The 20,603-nt window shown below is 73.6% G+C and carries 19 protein-coding genes; 7 read left to right on the forward strand and 12 right to left on the reverse strand.

Annotation, left to right across the window (positions count from 1 at the left end):
• From CR165_RS14365 to CR165_RS25660, 6 genes are all read right to left on the reverse strand, one after another.
• Entirely contained in the window at positions 1 to 1,239 is a 1,239-nt protein-coding gene (locus tag CR165_RS14365) for an ABC transporter substrate-binding protein (RefSeq protein WP_109517687.1), read from the reverse strand.
• Positions 1,240 to 1,383: 144 nt separating this feature from the next.
• Entirely contained in the window at positions 1,384 to 1,665 is a 282-nt protein-coding gene (locus CR165_RS14370) for a MerR family transcriptional regulator (RefSeq protein ID WP_109517688.1), read from the reverse strand.
• Positions 1,662 to 2,582 carry a DnaJ C-terminal domain-containing protein gene (locus CR165_RS14375; protein WP_109517689.1) on the reverse strand — a complete coding sequence of 307 codons (921 nt, stop codon included), beginning with the start codon at positions 2,580 to 2,582 and terminating at the stop codon, positions 1,662 to 1,664. The genes CR165_RS14370 and CR165_RS14375 overlap by 4 nt, the downstream gene beginning before the upstream one ends.
• Positions 2,583 to 2,732: 150 nt before the next feature.
• Positions 2,733 to 3,911 (reverse strand): aminotransferase, encoded by a 1,179-nt coding sequence (locus tag CR165_RS14380; RefSeq protein ID WP_109517757.1) that lies wholly within the window; start codon positions 3,909 to 3,911, stop codon positions 2,733 to 2,735.
• Positions 3,912 to 3,967: 56 nt separating this feature from the next.
• Positions 3,968 to 4,621: a DNA-3-methyladenine glycosylase family protein gene (locus CR165_RS25075; RefSeq protein ID WP_245906443.1), complete on the reverse strand. Its 654-nt coding sequence runs from the start codon at positions 4,619 to 4,621 to the stop codon at positions 3,968 to 3,970.
• Positions 4,609 to 5,235, reverse strand: coding sequence for a hypothetical protein (locus CR165_RS25660; protein ID WP_245906428.1), 627 nt, complete (start codon positions 5,233 to 5,235; stop codon positions 4,609 to 4,611). The genes CR165_RS25075 and CR165_RS25660 overlap by 13 nt, the downstream gene beginning before the upstream one ends.
• A gap of 228 nt (positions 5,236 to 5,463) precedes the next feature.
• Here CR165_RS25660 and CR165_RS14390 point away from each other — a divergent pair, with 228 nt between their 5' ends.
• Positions 5,464 to 6,255 (forward strand): response regulator, encoded by a 792-nt coding sequence (locus CR165_RS14390; protein WP_245906430.1) that lies wholly within the window; start codon positions 5,464 to 5,466, stop codon positions 6,253 to 6,255.
• Positions 6,256 to 6,290: 35 nt separating this feature from the next.
• The gene (locus tag CR165_RS14395) at positions 6,291 to 7,643 is read left to right on the forward strand and encodes an ATP-binding protein (RefSeq protein ID WP_109517690.1); all 1,353 of its coding nucleotides are present in this window, start codon (positions 6,291 to 6,293) and stop codon (positions 7,641 to 7,643) included.
• On the opposite strand, the gene CR165_RS14400 is transcribed toward CR165_RS14395, so the two are convergent.
• Together CR165_RS14400 and CR165_RS14405 are read right to left on the reverse strand one after the other, a co-directional pair.
• Positions 7,640 to 8,389: a DUF6065 family protein gene (locus CR165_RS14400; protein WP_109517691.1), complete on the reverse strand. Its 750-nt coding sequence runs from the start codon at positions 8,387 to 8,389 to the stop codon at positions 7,640 to 7,642. The genes CR165_RS14395 and CR165_RS14400 overlap by 4 nt on opposite strands.
• Positions 8,390 to 8,448: 59 nt before the next feature.
• On the reverse strand, positions 8,449 to 9,081 hold the full coding sequence (locus tag CR165_RS14405) for an aspartate/glutamate racemase family protein (protein ID WP_109517692.1): 633 nt from the start codon (positions 9,079 to 9,081) through the stop codon (positions 8,449 to 8,451).
• Between the two features lie 354 nt (positions 9,082 to 9,435).
• Here CR165_RS14405 and CR165_RS14410 point away from each other — a divergent pair, with 354 nt between their 5' ends.
• Positions 9,436 to 11,013 (forward strand): ABC transporter substrate-binding protein, encoded by a 1,578-nt coding sequence (locus CR165_RS14410; protein ID WP_109517693.1) that lies wholly within the window; start codon positions 9,436 to 9,438, stop codon positions 11,011 to 11,013.
• Between the two features lie 43 nt (positions 11,014 to 11,056).
• On the opposite strand, the gene CR165_RS14415 is transcribed toward CR165_RS14410, so the two are convergent.
• Positions 11,057 to 12,253, reverse strand: a complete 1,197-nt coding sequence (locus CR165_RS14415) for a M20 aminoacylase family protein (RefSeq protein WP_109517694.1) — start codon at positions 12,251 to 12,253, stop codon at positions 11,057 to 11,059.
• A gap of 173 nt (positions 12,254 to 12,426) precedes the next feature.
• On the opposite strand from CR165_RS14415, the gene CR165_RS14420 reads away from it, so the two are divergent.
• On the forward strand, positions 12,427 to 12,744 hold the full coding sequence (locus tag CR165_RS14420) for a hypothetical protein (RefSeq protein WP_245906431.1): 318 nt from the start codon (positions 12,427 to 12,429) through the stop codon (positions 12,742 to 12,744).
• A 40-nt stretch (positions 12,745 to 12,784) separates the two neighbouring features.
• On the opposite strand, the gene gltX is transcribed toward CR165_RS14420, so the two are convergent.
• Positions 12,785 to 14,179, reverse strand: a complete 1,395-nt coding sequence (gltX, locus tag CR165_RS14425; RefSeq protein ID WP_109517695.1) for a glutamate--tRNA ligase — start codon at positions 14,177 to 14,179, stop codon at positions 12,785 to 12,787.
• 79 nt (positions 14,180 to 14,258) lie between these two features.
• Here gltX and CR165_RS14430 point away from each other — a divergent pair, with 79 nt between their 5' ends.
• Positions 14,259 to 16,439 (forward strand): ComEC/Rec2 family competence protein, encoded by a 2,181-nt coding sequence (locus CR165_RS14430; RefSeq protein WP_245906433.1) that lies wholly within the window; start codon positions 14,259 to 14,261, stop codon positions 16,437 to 16,439.
• Here CR165_RS14430 and CR165_RS14435 read toward each other — a convergent pair.
• Positions 16,433 to 17,167: a LexA family protein gene (locus tag CR165_RS14435; RefSeq protein WP_109517696.1), complete on the reverse strand. Its 735-nt coding sequence runs from the start codon at positions 17,165 to 17,167 to the stop codon at positions 16,433 to 16,435. The genes CR165_RS14430 and CR165_RS14435 overlap by 7 nt on opposite strands.
• A 307-nt stretch (positions 17,168 to 17,474) precedes the next feature.
• Positions 17,475 to 18,290: a FadR/GntR family transcriptional regulator gene (locus CR165_RS14440; protein ID WP_245906435.1), complete on the reverse strand. Its 816-nt coding sequence runs from the start codon at positions 18,288 to 18,290 to the stop codon at positions 17,475 to 17,477.
• 161 nt (positions 18,291 to 18,451) lie between these two features.
• Here CR165_RS14440 and CR165_RS14445 point away from each other — a divergent pair, with 161 nt between their 5' ends.
• Together CR165_RS14445 and CR165_RS14450 are read left to right on the forward strand one after the other, a co-directional pair.
• Positions 18,452 to 19,654, forward strand: coding sequence for an amidohydrolase (locus CR165_RS14445; protein ID WP_245906436.1), 1,203 nt, complete (start codon positions 18,452 to 18,454; stop codon positions 19,652 to 19,654).
• The gene (locus tag CR165_RS14450) at positions 19,651 to 20,592 is read left to right on the forward strand and encodes a nucleoside hydrolase (protein ID WP_109517697.1); all 942 of its coding nucleotides are present in this window, start codon (positions 19,651 to 19,653) and stop codon (positions 20,590 to 20,592) included. Before CR165_RS14445 ends, CR165_RS14450 begins: the two co-directional genes overlap by 4 nt.
• Positions 20,593 to 20,603: the final 11 nt, after the last annotated feature.

The following is a 20,603-nucleotide window of genomic DNA, read 5'->3' on the forward strand; positions in this document are numbered from 1 at the left end:
CTACTCCTGCGGCCGCCAGGCGCGCACCTGCTCGTCGCCGGGCAGGTAGTTGGCGCCGTCGGCATAGCGCCAGTCCACCATCCTGCCGCGCCGGCCTTCGAGCTTGGTGCGGCCGACGAAGGCGCCGAGCGTCGCCTGGTGGTCGAGCGCGCGGAACTCCACCTCGCCCGTGCCGTAGCCGGTCTGGTAGCGGATGCCCTTGAAGGCCTCGACCATCGCCTCCGTCTCGGTGCTGTTCGCCTTGCGCAGCATGGCGGCGATGGCCTGCACCGTGTCGTAGCCGACGATCGATCCGCAGCGCGGCAGCTCGTTGTACTTGGCGCGGTAGGCGTCGCGCAGGGCGGTGTGGGTGGGGTTGTCCAGGTCGTCGCGCGGGTAGCCGGTGACGATCCAGCCATCCGGGCATTCCTCGCCCAGCGGCTCCAGGTATTCCGGCTCGCCGCTCAGCATGGAGGCGACGGCGCGGCACTCGAACAGGCCGCGCGTGTTGCCCTGGCGGACGAAGTTCAGCAGGTCGGTGGCGAAGGTGACGTTGAAGATGCCCTCGGGCTTCATCCGCTCCAGCGCCTGCACCGTGGCGCCGGCATCGATGCGGCCGAGCGCCGGGAACTGCTCGCCGACGAACTCCACATCCGGCCGCTTCGCCTTCAGCAGCTCGCGGAACCACTTCACCGCCGATTGCCCGTATTCGTAGTTGGGCGCCACGGTGGCCCAGCGCTTGGCGGGGAGCCTGGCGGCTTCCTCCACCAGCATGGCGGCCTGCATGTAGGTGCTGGGCCGCAGGCGGAAGGTGTAGCGGTTGCCGCGCGACCAGACGAGCGCGTCCGTCAGCGGCTCGCTCGCCGCGTAGAGGCGCTTGTTCTGCCGGGCGAAGTCGGCCAGGGCGAGGCCGACATTGGAGAGGTAGCCGCCGGCCAGCAGCGCCACGCGCTCGGCGTTCAGCAGCTCGCCGGCCAGGCGCACCGCGTCCTCGGGGCGGCCGGCATCGTCGCGGAACACGGTTTCCAGCGGGCGGCCGCCGATGCCGCCGGCGGCGTTGACCTGCTCCTGCGCCAGCAGCCAGCCATTGCGGTAGGGCCCGAGGAAGGCCGGCTGCGCCGTGTAGGAATTGATCTCGCCGATGCGGATGGGGCTGCCCTGGGCGCGCAGCACGGCCGGGCGCGCTAGCGCTCCGGCGGCGATCCCGGCCAGCAGCATGCGGCGGCGCAGCCCGCGCGCGTCGGTCTGGAGGAGGGTCATGGTGGCGGTCCTTCTGCCTGTCCTGGCATCGGCGGAGCCGAGTGGCGGCGAATGTCCTTCCTGTCATCCCGCAGGGCAAGATGCCTCGCCCGAGAACTTGCAGAAAGAAGATGGGGGCTCGGGGGAATTCCTTCCCCCGGCCTTCTATTCCCCACCCAGACGCGACCCGCCCTCAAGCTGCCGCAGCCGGCGGCGCAGCGCATAGACCTGATCGACCAGCGACAGCACCACGGGCAGCGCCGTCTCATCCACCTCCAGCACGTCGCGCAGGTCGAGGATCAGCCGCACGCGCTCCACGTCGATCTCCTCGAAGCGCAGTTCGCCTCCCGTGACCTCCGGGCGAACGAAGCCCTGGGCGATCCAGCGGTGCAGGTCGCCGGGGTCCAGGGTGGTGAACCGGGCGAGCAGGATGTCGAGCGTGATCATGGCGCTGCCTTCGCTCCCGGTTCCGGCGCGTTTTCCGGCTTCTCCACGGGCGCGGGCCGCCAGTCCCGCAGGAAGGCTTCCAGCGCCGCATCCGGAGGCCCGATGACGACCCGGATGGACAGGATCAGATCGCCGGCCGGGTTGCCGGCATGGGCCGCCACGCCCTTCCCGCGCAGGCGGATGAGATGGCCCGTGTCGGTGTGCGGCGGCAGCGTGACGCGCACCGTGCCGGACGGGGTTGAGACCAGAACGGCGCCGCCCAGCACCGCGTCCCTGAGGCTCACGGACAGGTCCTTGTGCAGATCCATCCCCTCGCGGCGCAGCTCGGGGTGGGTGCCGACCTCGAGCTCGATCAGGGCATCGCCGTCAGGGCCGCCATTGCGGCCGGGCTCGCCCTTTCCCCGGAGGCGGAGGACGCTGCCACTGACCACGCCGGGCGGGATCTTGAGGTCCAGGACCCGGCCATCGGGCAGCGTCAGGCGCTCGGTGGCGCCTTGCACGGCGCTGAGGAACGGCACGGCCAGTTTGTAGGTCGCGTCGTCGCCGCGCCGGGGGGCGGCCTCCGCCGCCCGCCGGGCTGCGAAGATCTCCGCGAACAAGTCCTCGAAGGTGTCCTCGTGGGCGGCGTCGCCGTAACGCGCGCCCTGCGCGGCCTCGGCATGGCGGCGGTAGCTGCTCGGGGGGCGCTGCTCCTGGCCCGCGGCATCGATCTCGCCCCGGTCGAAGCGCGCACGCTGCTCCGGGTCGGACAGCAGGTCGTGCGCGGCGGAGGCTTCCTTGAAGCGTGCTTCCGCCATGGGCTTGCCGGGGTTGAGGTCCGGGTGGTGCTGCCGGGCCAGCTTGCGATACGCCTGCTTGATGGCGTCAGGCGTCGCGTCTCGGGGAACGCCCAGAACCTTGTAGGGATCTTCAGCCATGCCTGTATCCCAGTCCCCCGGGTGGAACATCCGCCGACCGGGCCCCCAGAGCCGCGGGGGTCCGAAGCGGTGCGGGTGCGCCGCCTGTTGTACGAGATTTCGGGCAGGACGAACACCGCGCGTTCGGCGTCGCCCCGCGGGGCGGCTTTCCTAGCGTCGCAGCGCCGCGTTCAGCCGCCCCGGGACCTCGGCCAGCGCGCTTTCCTCCGCATTGGCGAAGGCAAGGCGCAGGTGCCGCTGCTGCCCCGGCCCGAAGAACGGCCCCGGCAGGGTCAGCAGCCCGTGCCGCGCCGCCAGCGCCTCGGCGGCGGCCATGGCGTCCGGCTGCCCCGCGGGCAGGCGTAGATAGGCGAAGTAGGTGCCCAGCGCATCGACCGCCCAGCCCGGCGCCCGCGCCATGGCGGCGCGGAAGGCATCGGCGCGGCCGGCCATGATGGCGCGGTTGCCGGCGCGCCACCCGGCCAGTGCCGGAATGGCCCAGGCCAGCGCCGCCTGGGGTGCGCGGGCGGGGCAGATCTGCATGGTGTCCACCACCTTCAGCAGCTCCGCCCGGAAGGCGCCGCCGCCGACGATGGCCCCGACGCGGTGCCCCGGAATGCAGTAGGACTTGGCGAAGGAATAGAGATGCACCAGCCCTTCCGTCCAGTCCGGGTCCTGGAACAGGGTGTGCGGCGGCGCGCCGGTCTCGGGGAGGAAGTCGCGATAGGTCTCGTCCAGCACCAGCCAGACGCCGCGGGCGCGGCAGATCCCGGCAATGCGGGCGATGGTCGCGGCGGGGATGATGGCGCCGGTCGGGTTGTTCGGCGTCACCAGCACCACGGCGCGGGTCTCGGGCGTCAGCGCCGCCGCCAGCCGCTCGGGGTCGGGGAGGAAGCCGTCCTCGGCGCGGGTCTCGAAGGGCAGGGCGGTGATGCCCAGCAGCTCCAGCGCCATGCGGTGGTTGAAGTACCAGGGCGTCGGCAGCAGCACGGCGTCGCCGCTGCCGGCCAGCGCCGTCATGGCCATGGTGAAGGCGAGGTTGCAGCCGGCGGTGATGGTGACCTCGCCGGCGCTGATGGGCGCGGCATAGGTGGCGGCGAGGTCGGCGGCCAGCGCCTCGCGCAGCGGCGCGTCGCCGTCGATCGGGCCGTAGCCGGCACAGGCGCGGCTGCCGGCCGCCTCGGCCAGCCGCTCCAGCAGCGCCGGGTGCGGCGGGTAGCCCGGCACGGCCTGGGTGAGGTCGAGCATCGGGCCGGCGCCGCCGTCGTAGCGGGCGGCCCAGGCGCGGGCGGTGGGGATGGGCGGCGCGGCCGTGGCGTGGACACGGGCGGAAAGGCGGGGGCTCGGCATGATGCGCCGCACAGTGTCACGCGATGGTCACGCCGACCAGCCATGCCAAGCGCGGCTCAGGCTTCCTCGCCCGCCGGGCGGCCGGTGACGTGCCGCCAGTGGTGCCAGAGCAGCCGCGCCGCCAGCGAGCGCCACGGCGACCATGCCGCCGAGAGGGCCAGCAGCGCCTTCGGCCCCGGCCGCGCCGGCAGGCCTTTCAGGTGCTGGGCGGCGGCGGCCAGGGCCACATCGGCATAGGGGAAGATGTCCGCCCGGTCCTCGGCGAAGATCAGGTGCACCTGCGCCGTCCAGGGGCCGAGGCCGCGCTGCGCCGAGAGATGCGCGATGGCCACCGCGTCGGCCATGCCGGAGAGCGCCTCCAGTTGCAGCGTGCCGGCCAGGCAGGCCTCGGCCAGCCCGCGCAGATGCGCCACCTTGGGGCGGGAGAGGCCGGCGGCGCGGAACTGTTCGTCCGTCAGTTGCAGCAGCCCCGCCGGCTCCAGCGCGCCGGGCAGGGCGGAGAAGCGGCGCCAGATGGCTCCCGCCGCCTGGTTGCTGATCTGCTGGCCTAGGATGGTGCGCGCGAGGCCGCCGAAGCCGCGCGGCCGGCTGCGCCACGGCAGCAGCCCGGCCGCCGGCTCGATGCGGGCGAAATCCGCGTCCAGCCGGCAGAGGGCGGCGATGCCTTCCCGCGCCCAGTCGGGTGGCCGTTGGGGGTTCAGTCCGGGCAGGGCGGTTCGCCCAGGGGCGAGGCGGGCGGCGCCGCTTCCGGCTGGACGATGGCGGCGGCGAGCGCCGCGAAGCGGGCGGGCTGCATCCCCGGCTCGGCCGCCAGCCACAGCACGCCGGCCTCGTGCGGCAGCAGGGCGGTGCGCCAGCCCGGCGGGATGCGCGTCGGCACCGCCTCCCGCCCGCCCAGCCACAGCCCGAGGCGGCAGCCCCCCGTGCCGCGATAGCCGCCATAAAGGCCGCCCCCGGCCTCGCTGGCGCTGTCCAGCCGCAGCCCGAGGGCGGAGAGATCCGGCAGGCCGGCCGGCGCCTGCGGGCCGGCCACGCCGAAGCCCGCCAGGAAGCGCCGGTGCGCCACCACCGCCGGGGCATCCCGCTCGCGCGGGGCGCTCACCGCCAAAGCGGTGCCGGCGGCCAGCAGCGCCAGCGCCACGATTCCCACACGCAGCCAGTCGCGCGGGCGGGCGCGGCGGTCCTCCCGACGCGGCGGGGGGATGCTGGGGGCGAGGCTGATGTCGTCCGGCACCACCAGAGGAGGCGCGTGGAGAGGCGCGGGGGGCGCCGCCGCCGTCCGGGGCGGGCTGCTTTCCTTGCGGCGCAAGGGCAGGATGGCCATGGGTTCCTCGCGGGCGCGCGGCGCGGCACCCCTGTCTCTTCGGGCGCAGGTCTATTCCGGCGCAGGATGCCATGCCGCCTGGCCGGGCGGAAGGCCGGCCAGGCTTCGCGCCGCACGAGGCATGTTTTTCGCTGCCGAATGATACGAAGCGCAACAGGGCGCGCGGTGGCAAAAGCCTGTAACATGCCTTCCAGGCAACGTCGCCATATCGCCTCTATGGTCGAGCTCATGGAACCGCCCCCGCATATCCTGGTCGTGGACGATGATCGCGAGATCCGCGACCTGCTGTCGAAATTCCTCGAGCGGCAGGGCTGCCGCGTCACGGCCGCGCGCGATGCGCGGGAAGCTCGGCGGCTCTGGCCGCTCGGCCGCTACCACCTCGTGGTGCTGGACCTGATGCTGCCGGGCGAATCGGGGCTCGACTTCGCCCGCTGGCTGCGCAGCCAGTCCGACGTGCCGATCGTCATGCTGACGGCAATGAGCGAGGAGACGGACCGCATCGTCGGGCTGGAGCTCGGCGCCGATGACTACGTGGCCAAGCCCTTCAACCCGCGCGAGCTGCTGGCGCGCATCCGCGCCGTGCTGCGCCGCGCCAGCGGCGAGAGCGGCGCGAGCCAGGAGCCGCCCGCCCGCTCCATCCGCTTCGCCGGCTGGACGCTGGAGCCGGCGCGGCGCCGCCTGCTGAACCAGGATGGCGTCGAGGTCTCGCTGACGGGGGGCGAGTACGAGCTGCTGATGGTGCTGGTCGAGCGCCCCAACCGGGTGCTGACGCGCGACATGCTGATGGACCTGCTGCGCGGCCGCCAGGCCGGGCCGTTCGACCGCGCCATCGACGTCGCCGTCTCCCGCCTGCGCCGCAAGCTGGAGGATGACGGGCGCAACCCCAGCCTGATCAAGACCGTGCGCGGCGGCGGCTATGTGCTGGCCGCGACGGTGGAGAAGCTGGCCGAGCGCGGTGGCGCGGAGCGGCCCGGCGGCGAGCCGCCCGCCGGCCCCCGCCCGGCCGGGGCGGCCGGCTGAGCGATGCGCCAGGACAACGGCCCCGGCCGGCGCCCATGATCCACCGCCTGCTGCCGCGCAGCCTGGCCGGGCGCACGGCGGTGTTCCTGACGCTGGCCCTCATGATGGTTCAGGCGGCGGGGCTGACCATCCACGCGCTCGACCGCGTGGACCTGCAGCGCTTCGCCCTCTCGCGCGAGATCAGCGCGCGCGCCTTCGGCGTCTGGCGCACCGTGCTGCTGGCGCCGCCCGACCGGCGCGAGGCGATGCTCTACGATATCGACCTGCCGCCCGGGCTGATCGCCGATCTGTCGGACCTGCCGGCGGTGCGGCCGGGCATGCCGCGCGCCTCGGCCTCGCTGGTGCGGCTGTTCCGGCTGGATCTCGTCACCGCCGGCCCGGCGCGCTTCCGCCCGCGCGAGGCGCTGGTGGCGGGCGGGCCGCGCCCGGGCATGCTGGTGCTGGCCATGCAGCTGCCGGACGGGCTGTGGCTGAACATGCGCATGGCCCTGCCGCCGCCGCGGCCCTGGCACTCCGAGACCTTCCTCTTTGCCTTCGCGCTGATGACCGGCGCGGCGCTGGCGCTGATCCTGTGGGCGACGCGGCGGCTGACGCGCCCCGTCTCCGCGCTCGCCCGCGCCGCCGAGCGGCTGGGGCGCGACGTGAACGCGCCGCCGCTGCCGGAGAACGGGCCGCTGGAGGTGGCCACCGCCGCCCGCGCCTTCAACACCATGGCCGAGCGCATCCGCCGCTTCGTCGGCGACCGGACGCAGATGCTGGCGGCCATCGGCCACGACCTGCGCACCCCCATCACCCGCCTGCGGCTGCGCGCCGAGTTCCTGGAGGACGAGGAGCAGCGCCGCAAGATGCTGGCCGACCTCGACGAGATGGAGGCCATGGTGAACGCCACCCTGGCCTTCGCCCGCGACGATTCCGCCACCGAGCCTTCCGTGCCGCTCGACCTCGCCGCGCTCTGCCGCACCGTGCTGGACGAGGCGGCGGATGCGCGGCCCGAGCTGGCGCCCGAGACCACCGCCTATGACGGCCCCGAGCGGCTGCGCGTGCGTGGCCGGCCGATCGCGCTGAAGCGCGCCCTGGCGAATCTGGTGGGCAACGCGCTGAACTATGGCGGCAGCGCCCGCCTCCGCCTGGAGGGGCCGGGCACCGGCGCCGAGGCGGCGCTGCTGCGGCTGCGGGTGGAGGATGACGGCCCCGGCATTCCCGAGGAATCGCTGGAGACCGTGTTCCAGCCCTTCCGCCGGCTGGAGACCAGCCGCAACCGGGAGACCGGCGGCACCGGTCTCGGCCTGCCCATCGCCCGCAACATCCTGCGCGCCCATGGCGGCGACGTGGTGCTGCGCAACCGCCCCGGGGGCGGGCTGACGGCGCTGGTGACGCTGCCCGTCTAGGCCGGCGGCTTCCCGCCCGGCGCGGGGAAGGGGCGGGCGCGGGGCCGGGCGGGGTGGCCGGCGGCGCGCTGGCCCTGATGGTAGTCCCGCTGCCAGCCCTGGGCGCGCTCGGGGCTGTCCGGCTGCTTCAGCGCGGCGTTGAAGCGGCCGCGGCCCTCGCTCCAGGCGGCATGGGCGGCGGCCAGCGCCGGGTTGTCGGCCAGCGGCCGGGTCTCGGGGCGGGTGCGGGCCAGCAGGTCCCGCGGCAGCGGGAAGAAGAAGGCCACCGGCTCCCCGGGGCGGAAGCGCACCACATGGTCCGGGCGGGTGAAGCGCCAGTTCATGGTGAAGCTCATCGGCGCCCAGTCGGTCTCGACAAGGCCGGTGAGGGGGGCGATGCCATCCTTCGGCGCATTGGGCGGCCCGCTCACCCACAGCACCTGCCCCGGCGCGGTGCGCAGCAGCATGGGCAGCGGGAAGGTCAGCACGCCGAGGCCGAAATGGCTGGCCGGCGCCAGCCCGCCCGGCTTCAGCACCCGGATCACCACATCCTCCGGCGCCGCGCCGCCATTCCACCAGGCCTCGAAGCCGGTCTGGCCCTGCACCTCCCAGCCATGGCCGTTGGCGGCGGTGAGCGGCAGGCAGCGGTAGGCGAAGCCATCGGGGGATGCGTCCATCCAGCCGCGCCGCACGGTGGCGGGGCGCAGCGGCGGCAGGGGATGGCCTTCCAGTTGATGGGCGGTCAGCGGCAGGTCGGGCTCGGACATGGCCGCAGCCTGCCATGCCGCGCCTTACCGGCCGGTTGGCGGCGGCCCCGGCCGGCTTTTCAGCCCGCCAGCAGGCGGCGCAGCTTGCGCACGGCGCTGTCCGGCGTGGTCAGCACCGGCAGACCGGTGGCCGCCGCCACGGCAGGGGCGGCGCGCGCCAGGCTGAACTGCGCCAGCGCGATGGCATCGCACCCCGCGAGGCTGCGCGCCGCCTCGGCGGCCAGCCGGTCATGCGCCGCCGTGTCGCCCGCGTCGAGCGCGGCCAGCGCGCCTTCGGCCAGGCAGGGCACCACCTCGAGGCCGGGCGGGAATTCGGGCGGCATGGAATCGAGCGTCGGCGCGAAGGTGGCGAGCAGGCCAATGCGCCGGCCCGTGGCGGCCGCCTCCTCGATCATCGCCTCGTTGGGCTTCAGCACCGGCAGGGCGGCGTGGCGCGCGGCCACCGCCTCGATGCAGGGGCCGAAGGCGGAGCAGGTGAACAGGATGCCGCGCGCCCCGGTGCCGACCGCGTAATCCGCCAGGGCCTGGAAGCGCTCGGTCATGTCCGGGGTCAGCGCCCCGTCGCGCGCCAGATCGGCGGAAAGGCTGTCATCCAGCAGGTTCATCGGCCGCGCCTCCGGCCAGAGCCGGGCCAGCGCCGCCTCGATGGGGGGCGGCGAATGCCGCAGGGCGTGGATCAGGGCAAGCCGCATCGCTTCAACCTCGCTGGAAAATCGGCGCAATCGGGGGAGGTGAGCTCGCCGGGGCCAATCCGGCTGCCGAAGGTCCGGCTGCCGAAGGCCCAGGCACCGGAGGTCCGGCCATGCGGCCCTCCTCGAATCCTGGCCATCCCGCTTCGCTCCCGCTCATCCAGGGCAGGAAAGCGGCATTCCATCCTGCCGTCCAGTCGGCCTCCAGGCGCCGCCCCGCGAGCGTGGGCACGGGCTTATGGGCGTTGACAGGGCGGGCGCGTGGCTGGTCCAGTGTCCGGCACGACAAGAAGAATGGCCAACACCGGCCGCTGCAAACGGCCCGGGATCTCCGGTGCCGGAACGGGAGCTTTTACGATGCGACGCACCGAACGGGCCGCCGCCGCCCTCCTCGTTTCCCTCGGCCTCGGCGCCGCCGCCATGCCGGCCGGGGCGCAGACCCTGCGCCTGGCGGTGGCCGCGCCCGCCACCTCCTTCGACCCGCACTACCACACGCTGACGCCGAACGCCGCGCTGGCCGACCATGTGTTCGAGAGCCTGATCGACCGCACGCCGGACAGCCGCCCCGTGCCGGGCCTGGCCGAGAGCTGGAAGGCGATCGACGACCTCACCTGGGAGCTGAAGCTGCGCCGTGGCGTGACCTGGCACAATGGCGAGCCCTTCACCGCCGAGGATGTGGTGAACACCCTTGCCCGCGTGCCGAAGGTGGCGAACAGCCCCGGCTCCTACGCCATCTACACCCGCAGCATCACGCGCGTGGAAGTGGTGGACCCGCACACGGTGCGGCTGCACACCGACAAGGTGCACCCGCTGCTGCCCACCGACCTGACGCAGGTGGCGGTGATCTGGCGCGGCCTGGGCGACGAGGTCTCCACCTCCGACTTCAACGGCGGCAAGGCCGCCATGGGCACCGGCCCCTACCGGCTGGAGCGCTACGACCACGGCACCCGCGCCATGTTCGTGCGCAACGACGCCTATTGGGGCGGCCGCCCCACCTGGGAGCGGGTGGACTACCGCATGATCCCGAGCAACGGCGCGCGCGTCGCCGCGCTGCGCGCCGGCGATGTGGACATGATCGACAGCGTGCCGACGCAGGATGTCGCCGGGCTGGAGAAGGAGAGCGGCCTCCACATCTCCCGCGCCAACAGCCTGCGCAGCATCCTGATGCGCTACGACATGCGCGAGCAGACGCCCTATGTCACGGGACCGAACGGCGAGAAGCTGGAGAAGAACCCCTTCCTCGACCGCCGCGTGCGCGAGGCGTTGTCCATCGCCATCAACCGCAAGGGCATCGCCGACCGGGTGATGTCGGGCGCCGCCAACCCGACGGGGCAGATGATGCCGGAAGGCACCTTCGGCTACGCCCCGGACGTGGCGCCGCCGCCCTACGACCCCGCCCGCGCGAAGCGGCTGCTGGCCGAGGCGGGCTTCCCGGACGGGTTGCAGATCACGCTGCTGGCGCCCAACAACCGCTACGTGAACGACTCCATCATCGCGCAGACCATCGGCCAGATGTGGGCACGCATCGGCGTCAAGCCGGTGGTAGACACCATGCCCTCCTCCGTCTTCTTCTCCCGCACGGCGCAGCAGGACAATTCCATCGCGCTCAGCGGCTGGGCCAATTCGGTGGGCGAGCCCTCGGCCGGCATGCGCGGCCAGTTCGCCACGCGCGACCGCAGCAAGGGCTGGGGCTCGGTCAACCACACGCTCTATTCGAACAAGGAATTCGACGCGCTGCTGACCCGGGCGCTGGAGACGGTGGACGACGAGAAGCGCGAGGCGCTGTTCCAGCAGATGTCCAAGCTGATCGCGGAGGACTTCGCCTATATCCCGCTGCACCACCAGGTGAATTTGTGGGCGCTGCGTGACACGCTGCAGCACACGCCGCGCGCCGACGAGATGACGCGCGCCATGGACGTGAAGCCGCGCGGCTGACGCCTCCGGCGGGGCCGGGCGCCAAGCCCGGCCCCGCCTTCTTTCAGCCCTTCCGGCCGCCCAGCTCCTGCTGCACCAGGCTGACCCAGTAGCCGGCGCCGTAGGGGATGGCGTCGTCGTTGAAGTCGTAGGTCGGCGTGTGCAGCCCCTCGGCGGTGGCGCCACCGGCGCCCTGGCCCATGAAGATGAAGGCGCCGGGCTTCCGCTCCAGCATGTAGGCGAAATCCTCGCCCCCCGTGACGGGCGGCGCGTCGTCCTGCACCATGCCGGCGCCGACGAGGCTGGCGGCGGCGCTTGCGGCCAGCGCCGTCTGCTCGGCATGGTTCACCAGTGGCGTGCCGTTGCGGCGGTACTCCACCTCGGCCGTGCAGCCGAAGCTGGCGGCCAGCCCCTGCGCCAGCTCGGTCATGCGGCGCTCCATCGTGTCCCGCACGGCGGGGGTGAAGGAGCGCGCCGTGCCGCCGACGCGGATCTCGGCCGGCATCACGTTCGTGGAGCCGAAGGAGCCGCCGGCGATGGCGCCGACGCTGATGACGGCGGAATCGACCGCCGCCACGTTGCGGCTCACCACCGTCTGCAGCGCCATGATGAACTGCGCCTGCAGCACTGTGACGTCGGTCGAGAGATGCGCCGCCGCGCCGCCATGCCCGCCCGTGCCACGGAAGGTGACCACCCAGCGGTCCGGCGCCGCCATGAAGGGGCCGGGGCGGATGCCGAACTGCCCGAGCGGCATCTCCGGCATGTTGTGCAGCCCATAGACGGCATCGACGGGGAAGCGCTCGAACAGCCCGTCCGCCAGCATCGCCTTGGCGCCGCCGCGGCCTTCCTCGGCCGGCTGGAAGATGAACTGCACGGTGCCGCCGAAGTCGCGGTTCTCGGACAGGTACTTCGCCGCGCCCAGCAGCATGGTGGTGTGGCCGTCATGCCCGCAGGCATGCATCAGCCCCTCGTTCACCGAGGCGTAGGGCTTGCCGGTGGCCTCGTGGATCATCAGCGCATCCATGTCGGCGCGCAGGCCGATGGCGTGCTGGCCGGGCAGGCGCCCCTTCAGCGTGCCCACCACGCCGTGGCGGCCGACCTGCTCGGCGACCTCGAGGCCCCAGCCCCGGAGCTTCTCCGCCACCAGCGCCGCGGTCCGCTTCTCCTCCATGCCGATCTCGGGATGGGCGTGGATGTCCTGCCGGATGGCGGCCAGCTCGGGCTGCATGGCCCGCAGGCGGTTCAGAAGGCTGTCGTTCACGTCGGTCCTACTCCCGGTTGCCCGGCGCGCGGCGGCGGGGGGCCGTCCGCACCTGTCGAAAGCGGCTACATGAACCCGCGCGGCGCCGAGGGAAAGGGCCGGCGCGACACGAAATGCCTGTCGCGCCACCGCATTCCGGCGCATGAACGCCCGCAGCACAGGAGTATGCACCGATGATGGACAAGGAAGCGCTGACGGCCTGGGCGCTGAAGAATGGCTGGGAGATGATCGGCGGCCATCCGAGCCTGGCCAAGCCGAGCGCGCCGAAGGAGGCGATCGTGCGGCTGGTGTTCAAGGCGACGGTGGTCAACCTCGAGGTCAAGAAGCCGGCGGGGAAGTGGGAGAAGGTGGGCGGCGACAGCTACGCCAAGGTGGCCGCGCCCGAGGAGCCGGACGGGCTGCCCACCGGCCTCGGCTTTGAGAAGGTGCCCAGCATCACCAAGCTGATGCAGGACAGCCGGGACCGGAAGGTGTTCGCCGCCTTCGGGTGAGGTGGGCAGGGCCGGGCGGCGCGCCGCCCGGCCCGCCGGTTCAGGCGCCGGCGGCGGCGCGCATCCGCGCCAGCGCTTCCTCGCGCCCCAGCGCGAACAGCACCGCGTCGATCGGCGGCGACTGCGTGCTGCCGGTCAGCGCCGCGCGCAGCGGCTGCGCCACGGCGCCGAGCTTCATCTCCTTCACCTCGGCATAGTCGCGCAGCCACTTGTCGAGATCGGCACGCTCCCAGGGTGCCTCGGAGAGGAACTCGGCGAGGTCGAGCAGCCGCGCCTTGGCCTCGTCGTTCAGCTGCGCCTGCGCCTTCGGCTCGAAGGTGAGCGGGATGCTGGCGATGGCGAAGCCGCACATGGCGGCCGCCTCCACCAGCGTGCGGGCGCGCGGCTGGATGTCCGGCATCAGCGCGCGGATGGTGGTGGCGGCGCCGCGCGGCAGCGGGCCGTTGCGGCGCAGGATCTCCAGCACCTCGCCCGTCACCGCGTCGGCGTCCTTCTGGCGCAGGTACTGCGCGTTCAGGTGGGTGAGCTTGGCGTAGTCCATCCGGCTGGCGGCGCGGCCGACGCCGTCCAGGTCGAACAGTTCGATGGCGCGGTCGCGCGGCACGAACTCCTCGTCGCCATGGCCCCAGCCGAGGCGGAGGAGGTAATTGCACACCGCCTCCGGCAGGAAGCCCTGGTCGCGGAACTCCAGCGCGCCCACCGCGCCGTGGCGCTTGGAGAGCTTGGCGCCGTCCGCGCCGTGGATCAGCGGGATGTGGGCGAAGCGCGGCCGGTGCCAGCCCATCGCGTCATAGACCATCACCTGGCGGAAGGTGTTGGTCAGGTGGTCGTCGCCGCGGATGACATGGGTGATGGCCATGTCGTGGTCGTCCACCACCACGGCGTGCAGGTAGGTGGGCGTGCCGTCCGAGCGCAGGATGATCATGTCGTCCAGCTCGGTGTTCTGCACCCGCACCTCGCCCTGGACGAGGTCGTGGATCACCGTCTCGCCCTCGCGCGGGGCCTTGATGCGGATGACGGGCTTCACGCCCGCCGGCGCCTCGGCCGGGTCGCGGTCGCGCCAGCGGCCATCGTAGCGCGGCGGGCGGCCTTCCTTCATGGCCGTCTCGCGCATCTCCGCCAGCTCCTCGGGCGTGCAGAAGCACTGGTAGGCCTTGCCTTCGGCCAGCAGCTGGCGGGCCACCTCGGCGTGGCGGGCTTCCTGCGCGGTCTGCATCACTGGCGGCTCGTCCGGGCTGAGGCCGAGCCATTCCAGGCTGTCCAGGATCTGCCGCACCGCTTCCGGCGTGGAACGGGCGCGGTCGGTGTCCTCGATGCGCAGCAGGTACTGCCCGCCATGGTGGCGCGCGAAGAGGAAGTTGAAGAGGGCGGTGCGCGCCCCCCCGATGTGCAGATACCCGGTCGGGGAGGGGGCGAAACGGGTGCGTACGGTCATTGCTCGGCCAATTCCTTCGAGCCGACGCTTCTACCACCGCCGGGCGCTGCTGTAGAGTGCGCGCAATGGTTGATAAACCGTGACCGTCTTGATCGCCTCCATGCCGGTGCTGCGCGGCTTTGCCGCCTCCTGGCGTCGGGGAGCCTTGCTGGCGGCCCGTCTCGAGGCCCTGCTGGCGCCGGAATGGCAGCGCCTGCCGCTGTGGCTGCCGGTGGCGCTGGGCGCCGGGGTGCTGGCCTATTTCGCCGGGCGGGCGGAGCCGGGGCGGGGCTGGCTCTGGCTGCCCTGGCCGCTGCTGCTGCTGGCGGTGCTGCTGGGCTGGCGCGGCCGGCGGATGGCGGCCTGGCCGGTGGCGCTGGCGGGCATGGCGGCGCTCGGCTTCGCGCTGCCGCTCTGGCATGCCGGGCGCCTGCCGCCGCCGCTGGATCTGCCTTCCCGCGCCGTCATCCTGGAAGGCCAGGTGGATGCCGTGGAGGCCCTGCCGCAGGGCCTGCGCGTGACCCTGGCGGCGCCGCGCCTGGATGGCGCCGAGCCCCTGCCGCGCTGGCTGCGCGTGCGGCTGCGGGCGAATGATCCGCTGCGCCCCATCCCCGGCGACCGCATCCGCCTGCGCGCGCTGCTGCGTGCGCCCTCCGCCCCCGCCTATCCCGGCGCCTGGGATTTCCAGCGGGAGGCCTTCTTCAAGGGGCAGGGCGGCTCCGGCTTCGCCCTCGGCCCGGCCGAAAGGCTGGCGGAATCCGGGGCGCCGCAGCCTTTCGCCGCGCTGCGCGCCGGGATCGAGCAGCGGGTGATGGCGGCGCTGCCGGGCGGAGCCGGGGCCATTTCCGCCGCGCTGCTGACCGGTGGGCAGAGCGCCATCCCCCCCGCCGACATCGTGGCGATGCGCGATTCCGGGCTGGCGCACCTGCTCTCCGTCTCGGGCCTGCACATCGCCATCGTCATGGGGCTCGGCTTCGGCGTGCTGCGCTTCGGCGTGGCGCTGTGGCCCTGGCTGGCGCTGCGGATGGAGGGCACGCGCCTTGCCGCCCCCGGCAGCCTGGCGCTCGGTGGCGCCTACCTGCTGCTGACCGGGGCGCAGGTGCCGATGCAGCGCAGCTTCGCCATGGCCGCGCTGGTGACGCTGGGCCTGCTGGTGGGCCGGCGGGCGCTCTCGCTGCGGGCGCTGGCGGTGGCGGTGGCGGTGGTGCTGGCCTTCAACCCGGCCTCGCTGCTCGGCCCCTCCTTCCAGATGAGCTTCGCCGCCGTGCTGGTGCTGATCGCCGGGGCTGAGGCGATGGCGCCCTGGCTGGCGCGCCTGCGTGCCGCGCCCGGCTGGTGGCGGCGGCCGGCGGTGCTGCTGCTGGGCATGCTGGCCACCTCGCTGCTGGCCGGCATCGCTACCACCCCCTATGGCCTGCACCATTTCGGCCGGCTGCAGCTCTACGGCGTGGTGGCCAACATGGTGGCGGTGCCGCTCACCTCCTTCCTGGTGATGCCGGCCGGGCTGGTGGCGCTGGCGCTGATGCCCCTGGGCCTGGAAGCCTGGGCGCTGGCGCCGATGGGCTGGGGGGTGGAGGCGGTGCTGCTGGTGGCGCGCGGCGTGGCCGCCTGGCCCGGCGCCGCGCTCCAGGCCACGCCGATGCCGGGCTGGGGGCTGCTGCTGGCCTCGGCAGGTCTGGTCTGGCTGTGCCTGTGGCGCGCGCGCTGGCGGCTGCTGGGCCTGCCCATGCTGGCGGCCGGGCTGGCCAGCGGCGCCTTCGTCACGCCGCCCGACCTGCTGGTCTCGGCCGACGCGAAGCTGATCGCGCTGCGGACCCCGGCGGGGGTGGTGGTGCAGAAGGCCAGCGGCGGCTCGACCTTCGTGCGGGATGCCTGGCTGCGCGGCTGGGGGGAGGATGAGGCGGACACCCTGCGCGATGGCGAGGCCGCCCCCCCCGGGCTGGACTGCACGCCGCAAGCCTGCCGCTTCCAGCCATATCCGGAGGGGCCCGCGGCCCTGCTGCTGCGCGCGCCGAAGCCGCGCCGGAACGAGACGGCGCCGCCGCTGCTGGCCGCGCCGCATTGCGCCACGGGCGCCGCGCTGCTGGTGGCGGCGGAGCCGATCCGCGGCCGCTGCCCGGGCACGCCCTGGGTGGACCGCTTCAGCGTCTGGCGGGATGGGCCGCATGCCGTCTGGCTGCGGCCGGGCGAGGCGCCGCGGGTGGTCTCGGACCGCGCCTGGCGGGGGGCGCGGCCGTGGGTGCCGCCGCCGCCCCGTCCGCGCGCGTTTGCGGCTCAGTAGCGGCGCAGCAGCCCCACCAGCCGGCCCTGCACCTTCACCCGGTCCGGCCCGAAGATGCGGGTCTCGTAGCGCGGGTTGGCGGCCTCCAGCGCGATGGAGTTGTTGCGGCGGCGCAGGCGCTTCAGCGTCACCTCCGCATCGTCCACCAGCGCCACCACCACGTCGCCGCTGTCGGCGGTATCGCCCCGGCGGATGATCACCGTGTCGCCATCCAGGATGCCGGCCTCGATCATCGAATCGCCGGACACCTCCAGCGCATAGTGCTCGCCGCTGCCCAGCAGCCCGGCCGGCACGCCGACATTGGTGCCCTGGTCGCGCAGCGCCTCGATCGGCTGGCCGGCGGCGATGCGGCCATAGAGCGGCAGGCTCACCGCCGCCGCCTCGTTCGCGCCCTTGGCCACGCCGGCCAGGTTGGAGGCGAAATTGCCGCGGATGACATTGGCCGCGAAGCCCGGCCGGGGCGGCGCGGCCTCCTCCGGCTGGAGGATGGGCGGCAGGGGGGCGGGCGCCACGCCTTCCGGCAGGCGAATCACCTCCAGCGCGCGGGCCCGGTGCGCGCGGCGGCGCAGGAAGCCGCGCTCCTCCAGCGCCGTGATCAGGCGGTGGATGCCGGATTTGGAGCGCAGCTTCAGCGCGTCCTTCATCTCCTCGAAGGAGGGCGAGAAGCCGGTGCTGCGCAGGTGCCGGTCGATGAACATCAGCAACTCGTGTTGCTTGCGCGTCAGCATTGGAGGGCTCCCTGCAGCCAGAACAGTGTCGCGAACAAAGCGGCAACCATTCGGGTGTTCTACGAAGGTTCCAATACGTTGGTCAACAAGCGAATGCCGTATTTTCCGCCACTTGGTCCCGATGGCTGAGGTGCAGGTCGGCGCGGCGGCACTGACGTCGGCGTGGCGGAGCCGGGCGGAGGCGGGGCAGGAAGTGTTCTTCTTCCTGAAGTCCTTCCCGGATCTTCCGCAGCGGTCTCAGAAAGACCGCCTTTCGCGTTGTTCCTGAAGCTTTCCTGCCCGCATGCTGCTGACGGGGCGCATGCCCTCAGCCACGTTCGGACAAGGCGAGCTGTCCCGCCAGGCGGGCGTAGCGGTCGCGGCTTGCCGTCAGGTGGCGGCGCATGGCGGAACGCGCGGCAGCCGCCTGGCCAGCAGCGATGGCGGCGGCGATTCGCGCATGTTCCTCCCGCACCCGCACCAGATAGGCGGTGCGCGCCGAAGGCTCCTCCATATAGGGCCGCACCGTCTGGCGCGGGATCAGCATCGGCCCCAGGAACTCCAGGAAGCGCGGGAAGAAGCTGTTGCCCGTGGCGGCGAAGATGGCGCGGTGGAACTCCAGGTCCTGCGTCACCGCGCTCTCGCCCGCATCCACCGCCCGGTCGAACACGGCGGCGGCCTGGGTGATGCGCTCCAGCGCCGCCGGGTCGCGCCTCTCGGCCGCCAGACCGGCCGCCTCGGTCTCAATGGCGATACGCAGTTCAATGACTTGCAGCACGTCGTTGAGAGAGCGCATCTCGCCCGGATCGATGCGGACCTGGCCGCGCGCCGCCGGGTCAGCCACGAAGGCGCCGACGCCCTGGCGCGTCAGGACCAGCCCTTCGGCGCGCAGCGCGGCCACGGCCTCCCGCACCACGGTGCGGGAGACGCCGGCCTGCCGCATCAGCGCCTGCTCGGTGGGGAGGCGGTCGCCGGGGCGCAGCCGCCCGGCCCGGATCTCGGCGGCCAGCCGGCGGACGAGCTCCGCCGTCAGGTTGGCCGGCGGCGAGAGCGGTGCCAGCTCGATCCCAGGCGTGGCTTCAGCCTCGCTGCGTCCGTCCATGATGATGGCCTCCTCCTCCGGCCGTTCCGGCCAGGACGTCATCTTATCATATGAGAGAGTCGGCGGCGAGGGCACCCCATCGGCCGAAACCGCTTGCTTGCCGCATTCCCCTCTCCGGAGCAATGCCGGGGGGGCGGTGTGGCCGGGCGCGGCGGCCGGTGGCATGGTGGCCGGCCCATTCCGCCGCAGCCCGCAGGAGCCGCATGCCCACGCCCGAGGACCTCGCCCCGCTCGCCCCCGCCATGACCGCCTGGCGCCGCGATCTGCACGCCCATCCGGAGCTGGGCTTCGAGGAGCACCGCACCGCCGCCTTCGTCGCCTCCGAGCTGCGCGCCGCCGGCATCGAGACGGCGGAAGGGCTGGCCGGCACCGGCGTGGTCGGCACGCTGCGTGGCCAGGGCGGCGGCGCGGAGGGCGGCAGGGGCGGCAACCGCGCCATCGCGCTGCGGGCCGACATGGACGCGCTGGCCATGACCGAGGCCACCGGGGCGCCCTATGCCTCCACCGTGCCCGGCCGGATGCATGCCTGCGGCCATGACGGCCACACCGCCATGCTGCTCGGTGCCGCGAAGTGGCTGGCGGCCAACCGTCGCCGCTTCGCCGGCACGGTGCACCTAGTGTTCCAGCCGGCCGAGGAATCGCGGGGCGGTGGCCAGCGCATGGTGGCGGAGGGGCTGTTCTCGCGCTTCCCGGCCGATGCGGTCTATGCCCTGCACAACCTGCCGGGCCTGCCGCTCGGCCATGTCGCCGTGCCCAAGGGGCCGGTGCTGGCCTCCTCCGACACCTGGGAGACCGTGTTCCGTGGCCGTGGCACCCACGGCGCCAAGCCGCATCTGGGCACCGACGCCACGCTGGCGGCGGCGCAGTTCGTCGCCGCCCTGCATTCCATCGTGGCGCGCGAGCTGGACCCGATGGGGGTGGGGGTGGTCAGCGGCGGCCACATGGCGGCGGGCCATCCGGAGGCGCCGAACGTCATCCCGGCCGAGGTGCGCCTGCGCGGCACCGCCCGTGCCCTCACCGCCGCCAACCGCGACCTGCTGGAGCGCCGCATCGGCGGCATCGCGCGCGGCATGGCGGCCACGCACGGGGTGGCGGTGGACTATGCCTACACCCGCCGCCTGGGCCCGACGGTGAACCATCCGGCGCAGGCGGCGCTGATGCACCGCGCCGCCGCCGCCACGGTGGGCGCGGCCGCCGCGCTGGACGACTACCCGGCCATCACCGCCGGCGAGGATTTCTCCGCCATGCTGGAGGTCCGGCCCGGCGCCTATGCCTGGCTCGGCACCGGCGCGCCCGCCCACCCCGAGGGCTACCACCACAACCCGCATTTCGACTTCAACGACGATGCCCTGGCCGCCGGTGCCGCCTTCCTGGCCAGCATCGTCGAGACGGAGCTGCCCGCATGACCGCCGCACCGCGCACCATCCTGCTGGATTGCGACCCCGGCACGGATGACGCCATCGCGCTCTGGCTGGCGCTTGCGTCGCCGGAGATCGACCTGCGGCTCGTCACCGTGGCGGGCGGCAATGTGGGGCTGGAGAAGACCCTGCCCAACGCCCGCGCCGTGCTGGGGCTGGCCGGTGCGCGGGGAAGCGCCGTGCCGGTGGTGGGCGGCGCCGACCGGCCGCTGGTCGGCGCCTTCCGCTCGGAGACCCAGGTGCATGGCGAGGACGGGCTGGGCGGCGTGGTGCTGCCCGAGGGGCCGGCCGCCGCCCCCGGCCTCGCCGCCGACGTGCTGCGCGAGAGGCTGCGCGCGGCGCCGCCGGAGAGCGTCACGCTGGTGGGGCTGGGGCCGGCCACCAACCTGGCGCTGGCCCTGGCCACCGAGCCGGTGCTGGCCGGGCGGGTGGCGGAGATCGTGCTGATGACCGGCGCGGTGGGCGAGGGGAACTGGACCCCCGCCGCCGAGTTCAACGCCGCCATGGACCCCGAGGCGCTGGCCGTGCTGCTCGGCTGCGGCCGGCCCGTCACGCTGGCCACGCTGGACCTCACCGCGCAGGCGCTGGTGACGCCGGCGCGCGTCGCCGCCCTGCGCGCCTGCGGCGGCGGCCGCTGCCTGCGGGCGGCGGCCGACATCCTCGCCGCCCTGCCGCCCTCCCGCCGGTTCGACGGGCGCGGCGCGCCGCTGCACGACCCCTGCGCCGTGGCCTGGCTGGTGGCGCCGGCGCTGTTCACGCACCGGTCCGTCTCCGCCGCCGTGGTGCTGGAAGGGCCGGACCGTGGCCGCACCCGCATCGACCGCTGGCAGCGCGGCCCGGCCCCGGCCAATGCCCGGCTGCTGGAGCGGCTGGACGCCGACGCCTTCTTCGCCCTGCTCGGGGAGCGCCTAGCCACCCTGGGCTGAACGCCGCCGCC

The organism is Teichococcus aestuarii (assembly GCF_003116135.1).
Lineage (GTDB): Bacteria > Pseudomonadota > Alphaproteobacteria > Acetobacterales > Acetobacteraceae > Pseudoroseomonas > Pseudoroseomonas aestuarii.

Bases quoted from the DNA above. Each gene is read 5' to 3' on its own strand.
- CR165_RS14400 (WP_109517691.1), bottom strand. From the start codon at position 8,389: ATGTCCGAGCCCGACCTGCCGCTGACCGCCCATCAACTGGAAGGCCAT.
- CR165_RS14380 (WP_109517757.1), bottom strand. From the start codon at position 3,911: ATGCCGAGCCCCCGCCTTTCCGCCCGTGTCCACGCCACGGCCGCGCCG.
- CR165_RS14420 (WP_245906431.1), top strand. From the start codon at position 12,427: ATGATGGACAAGGAAGCGCTGACGGCCTGGGCGCTGAAGAATGGCTGG.
- CR165_RS14370 (WP_109517688.1), bottom strand. From the start codon at position 1,665: ATGATCACGCTCGACATCCTGCTCGCCCGGTTCACCACCCTGGACCCC.
- CR165_RS14375 (WP_109517689.1), bottom strand. From the start codon at position 2,582: ATGGCTGAAGATCCCTACAAGGTTCTGGGCGTTCCCCGAGACGCGACG.
- CR165_RS14405 (WP_109517692.1), bottom strand. From the start codon at position 9,081: ATGCGGCTTGCCCTGATCCACGCCCTGCGGCATTCGCCGCCCCCCATC.
- CR165_RS14435 (WP_109517696.1), bottom strand. From the start codon at position 17,167: ATGCTGACGCGCAAGCAACACGAGTTGCTGATGTTCATCGACCGGCAC.
- CR165_RS14395 (WP_109517690.1), top strand. From the start codon at position 6,291: ATGATCCACCGCCTGCTGCCGCGCAGCCTGGCCGGGCGCACGGCGGTG.
- CR165_RS14410 (WP_109517693.1), top strand. From the start codon at position 9,436: ATGCGACGCACCGAACGGGCCGCCGCCGCCCTCCTCGTTTCCCTCGGC.
- CR165_RS14450 (WP_109517697.1), top strand. From the start codon at position 19,651: ATGACCGCCGCACCGCGCACCATCCTGCTGGATTGCGACCCCGGCACG.
- CR165_RS14365 (WP_109517687.1), bottom strand. From the start codon at position 1,239: ATGACCCTCCTCCAGACCGACGCGCGCGGGCTGCGCCGCCGCATGCTG.
- gltX (WP_109517695.1), bottom strand. From the start codon at position 14,179: ATGACCGTACGCACCCGTTTCGCCCCCTCCCCGACCGGGTATCTGCAC.
- CR165_RS14440 (WP_245906435.1), bottom strand. From the start codon at position 18,290: ATGACGTCCTGGCCGGAACGGCCGGAGGAGGAGGCCATCATCATGGAC.
- CR165_RS25660 (WP_245906428.1), bottom strand. From the start codon at position 5,235: ATGGCCATCCTGCCCTTGCGCCGCAAGGAAAGCAGCCCGCCCCGGACG.
- CR165_RS14445 (WP_245906436.1), top strand. From the start codon at position 18,452: ATGCCCACGCCCGAGGACCTCGCCCCGCTCGCCCCCGCCATGACCGCC.
- CR165_RS14390 (WP_245906430.1), top strand. From the start codon at position 5,464: ATGGAACCGCCCCCGCATATCCTGGTCGTGGACGATGATCGCGAGATC.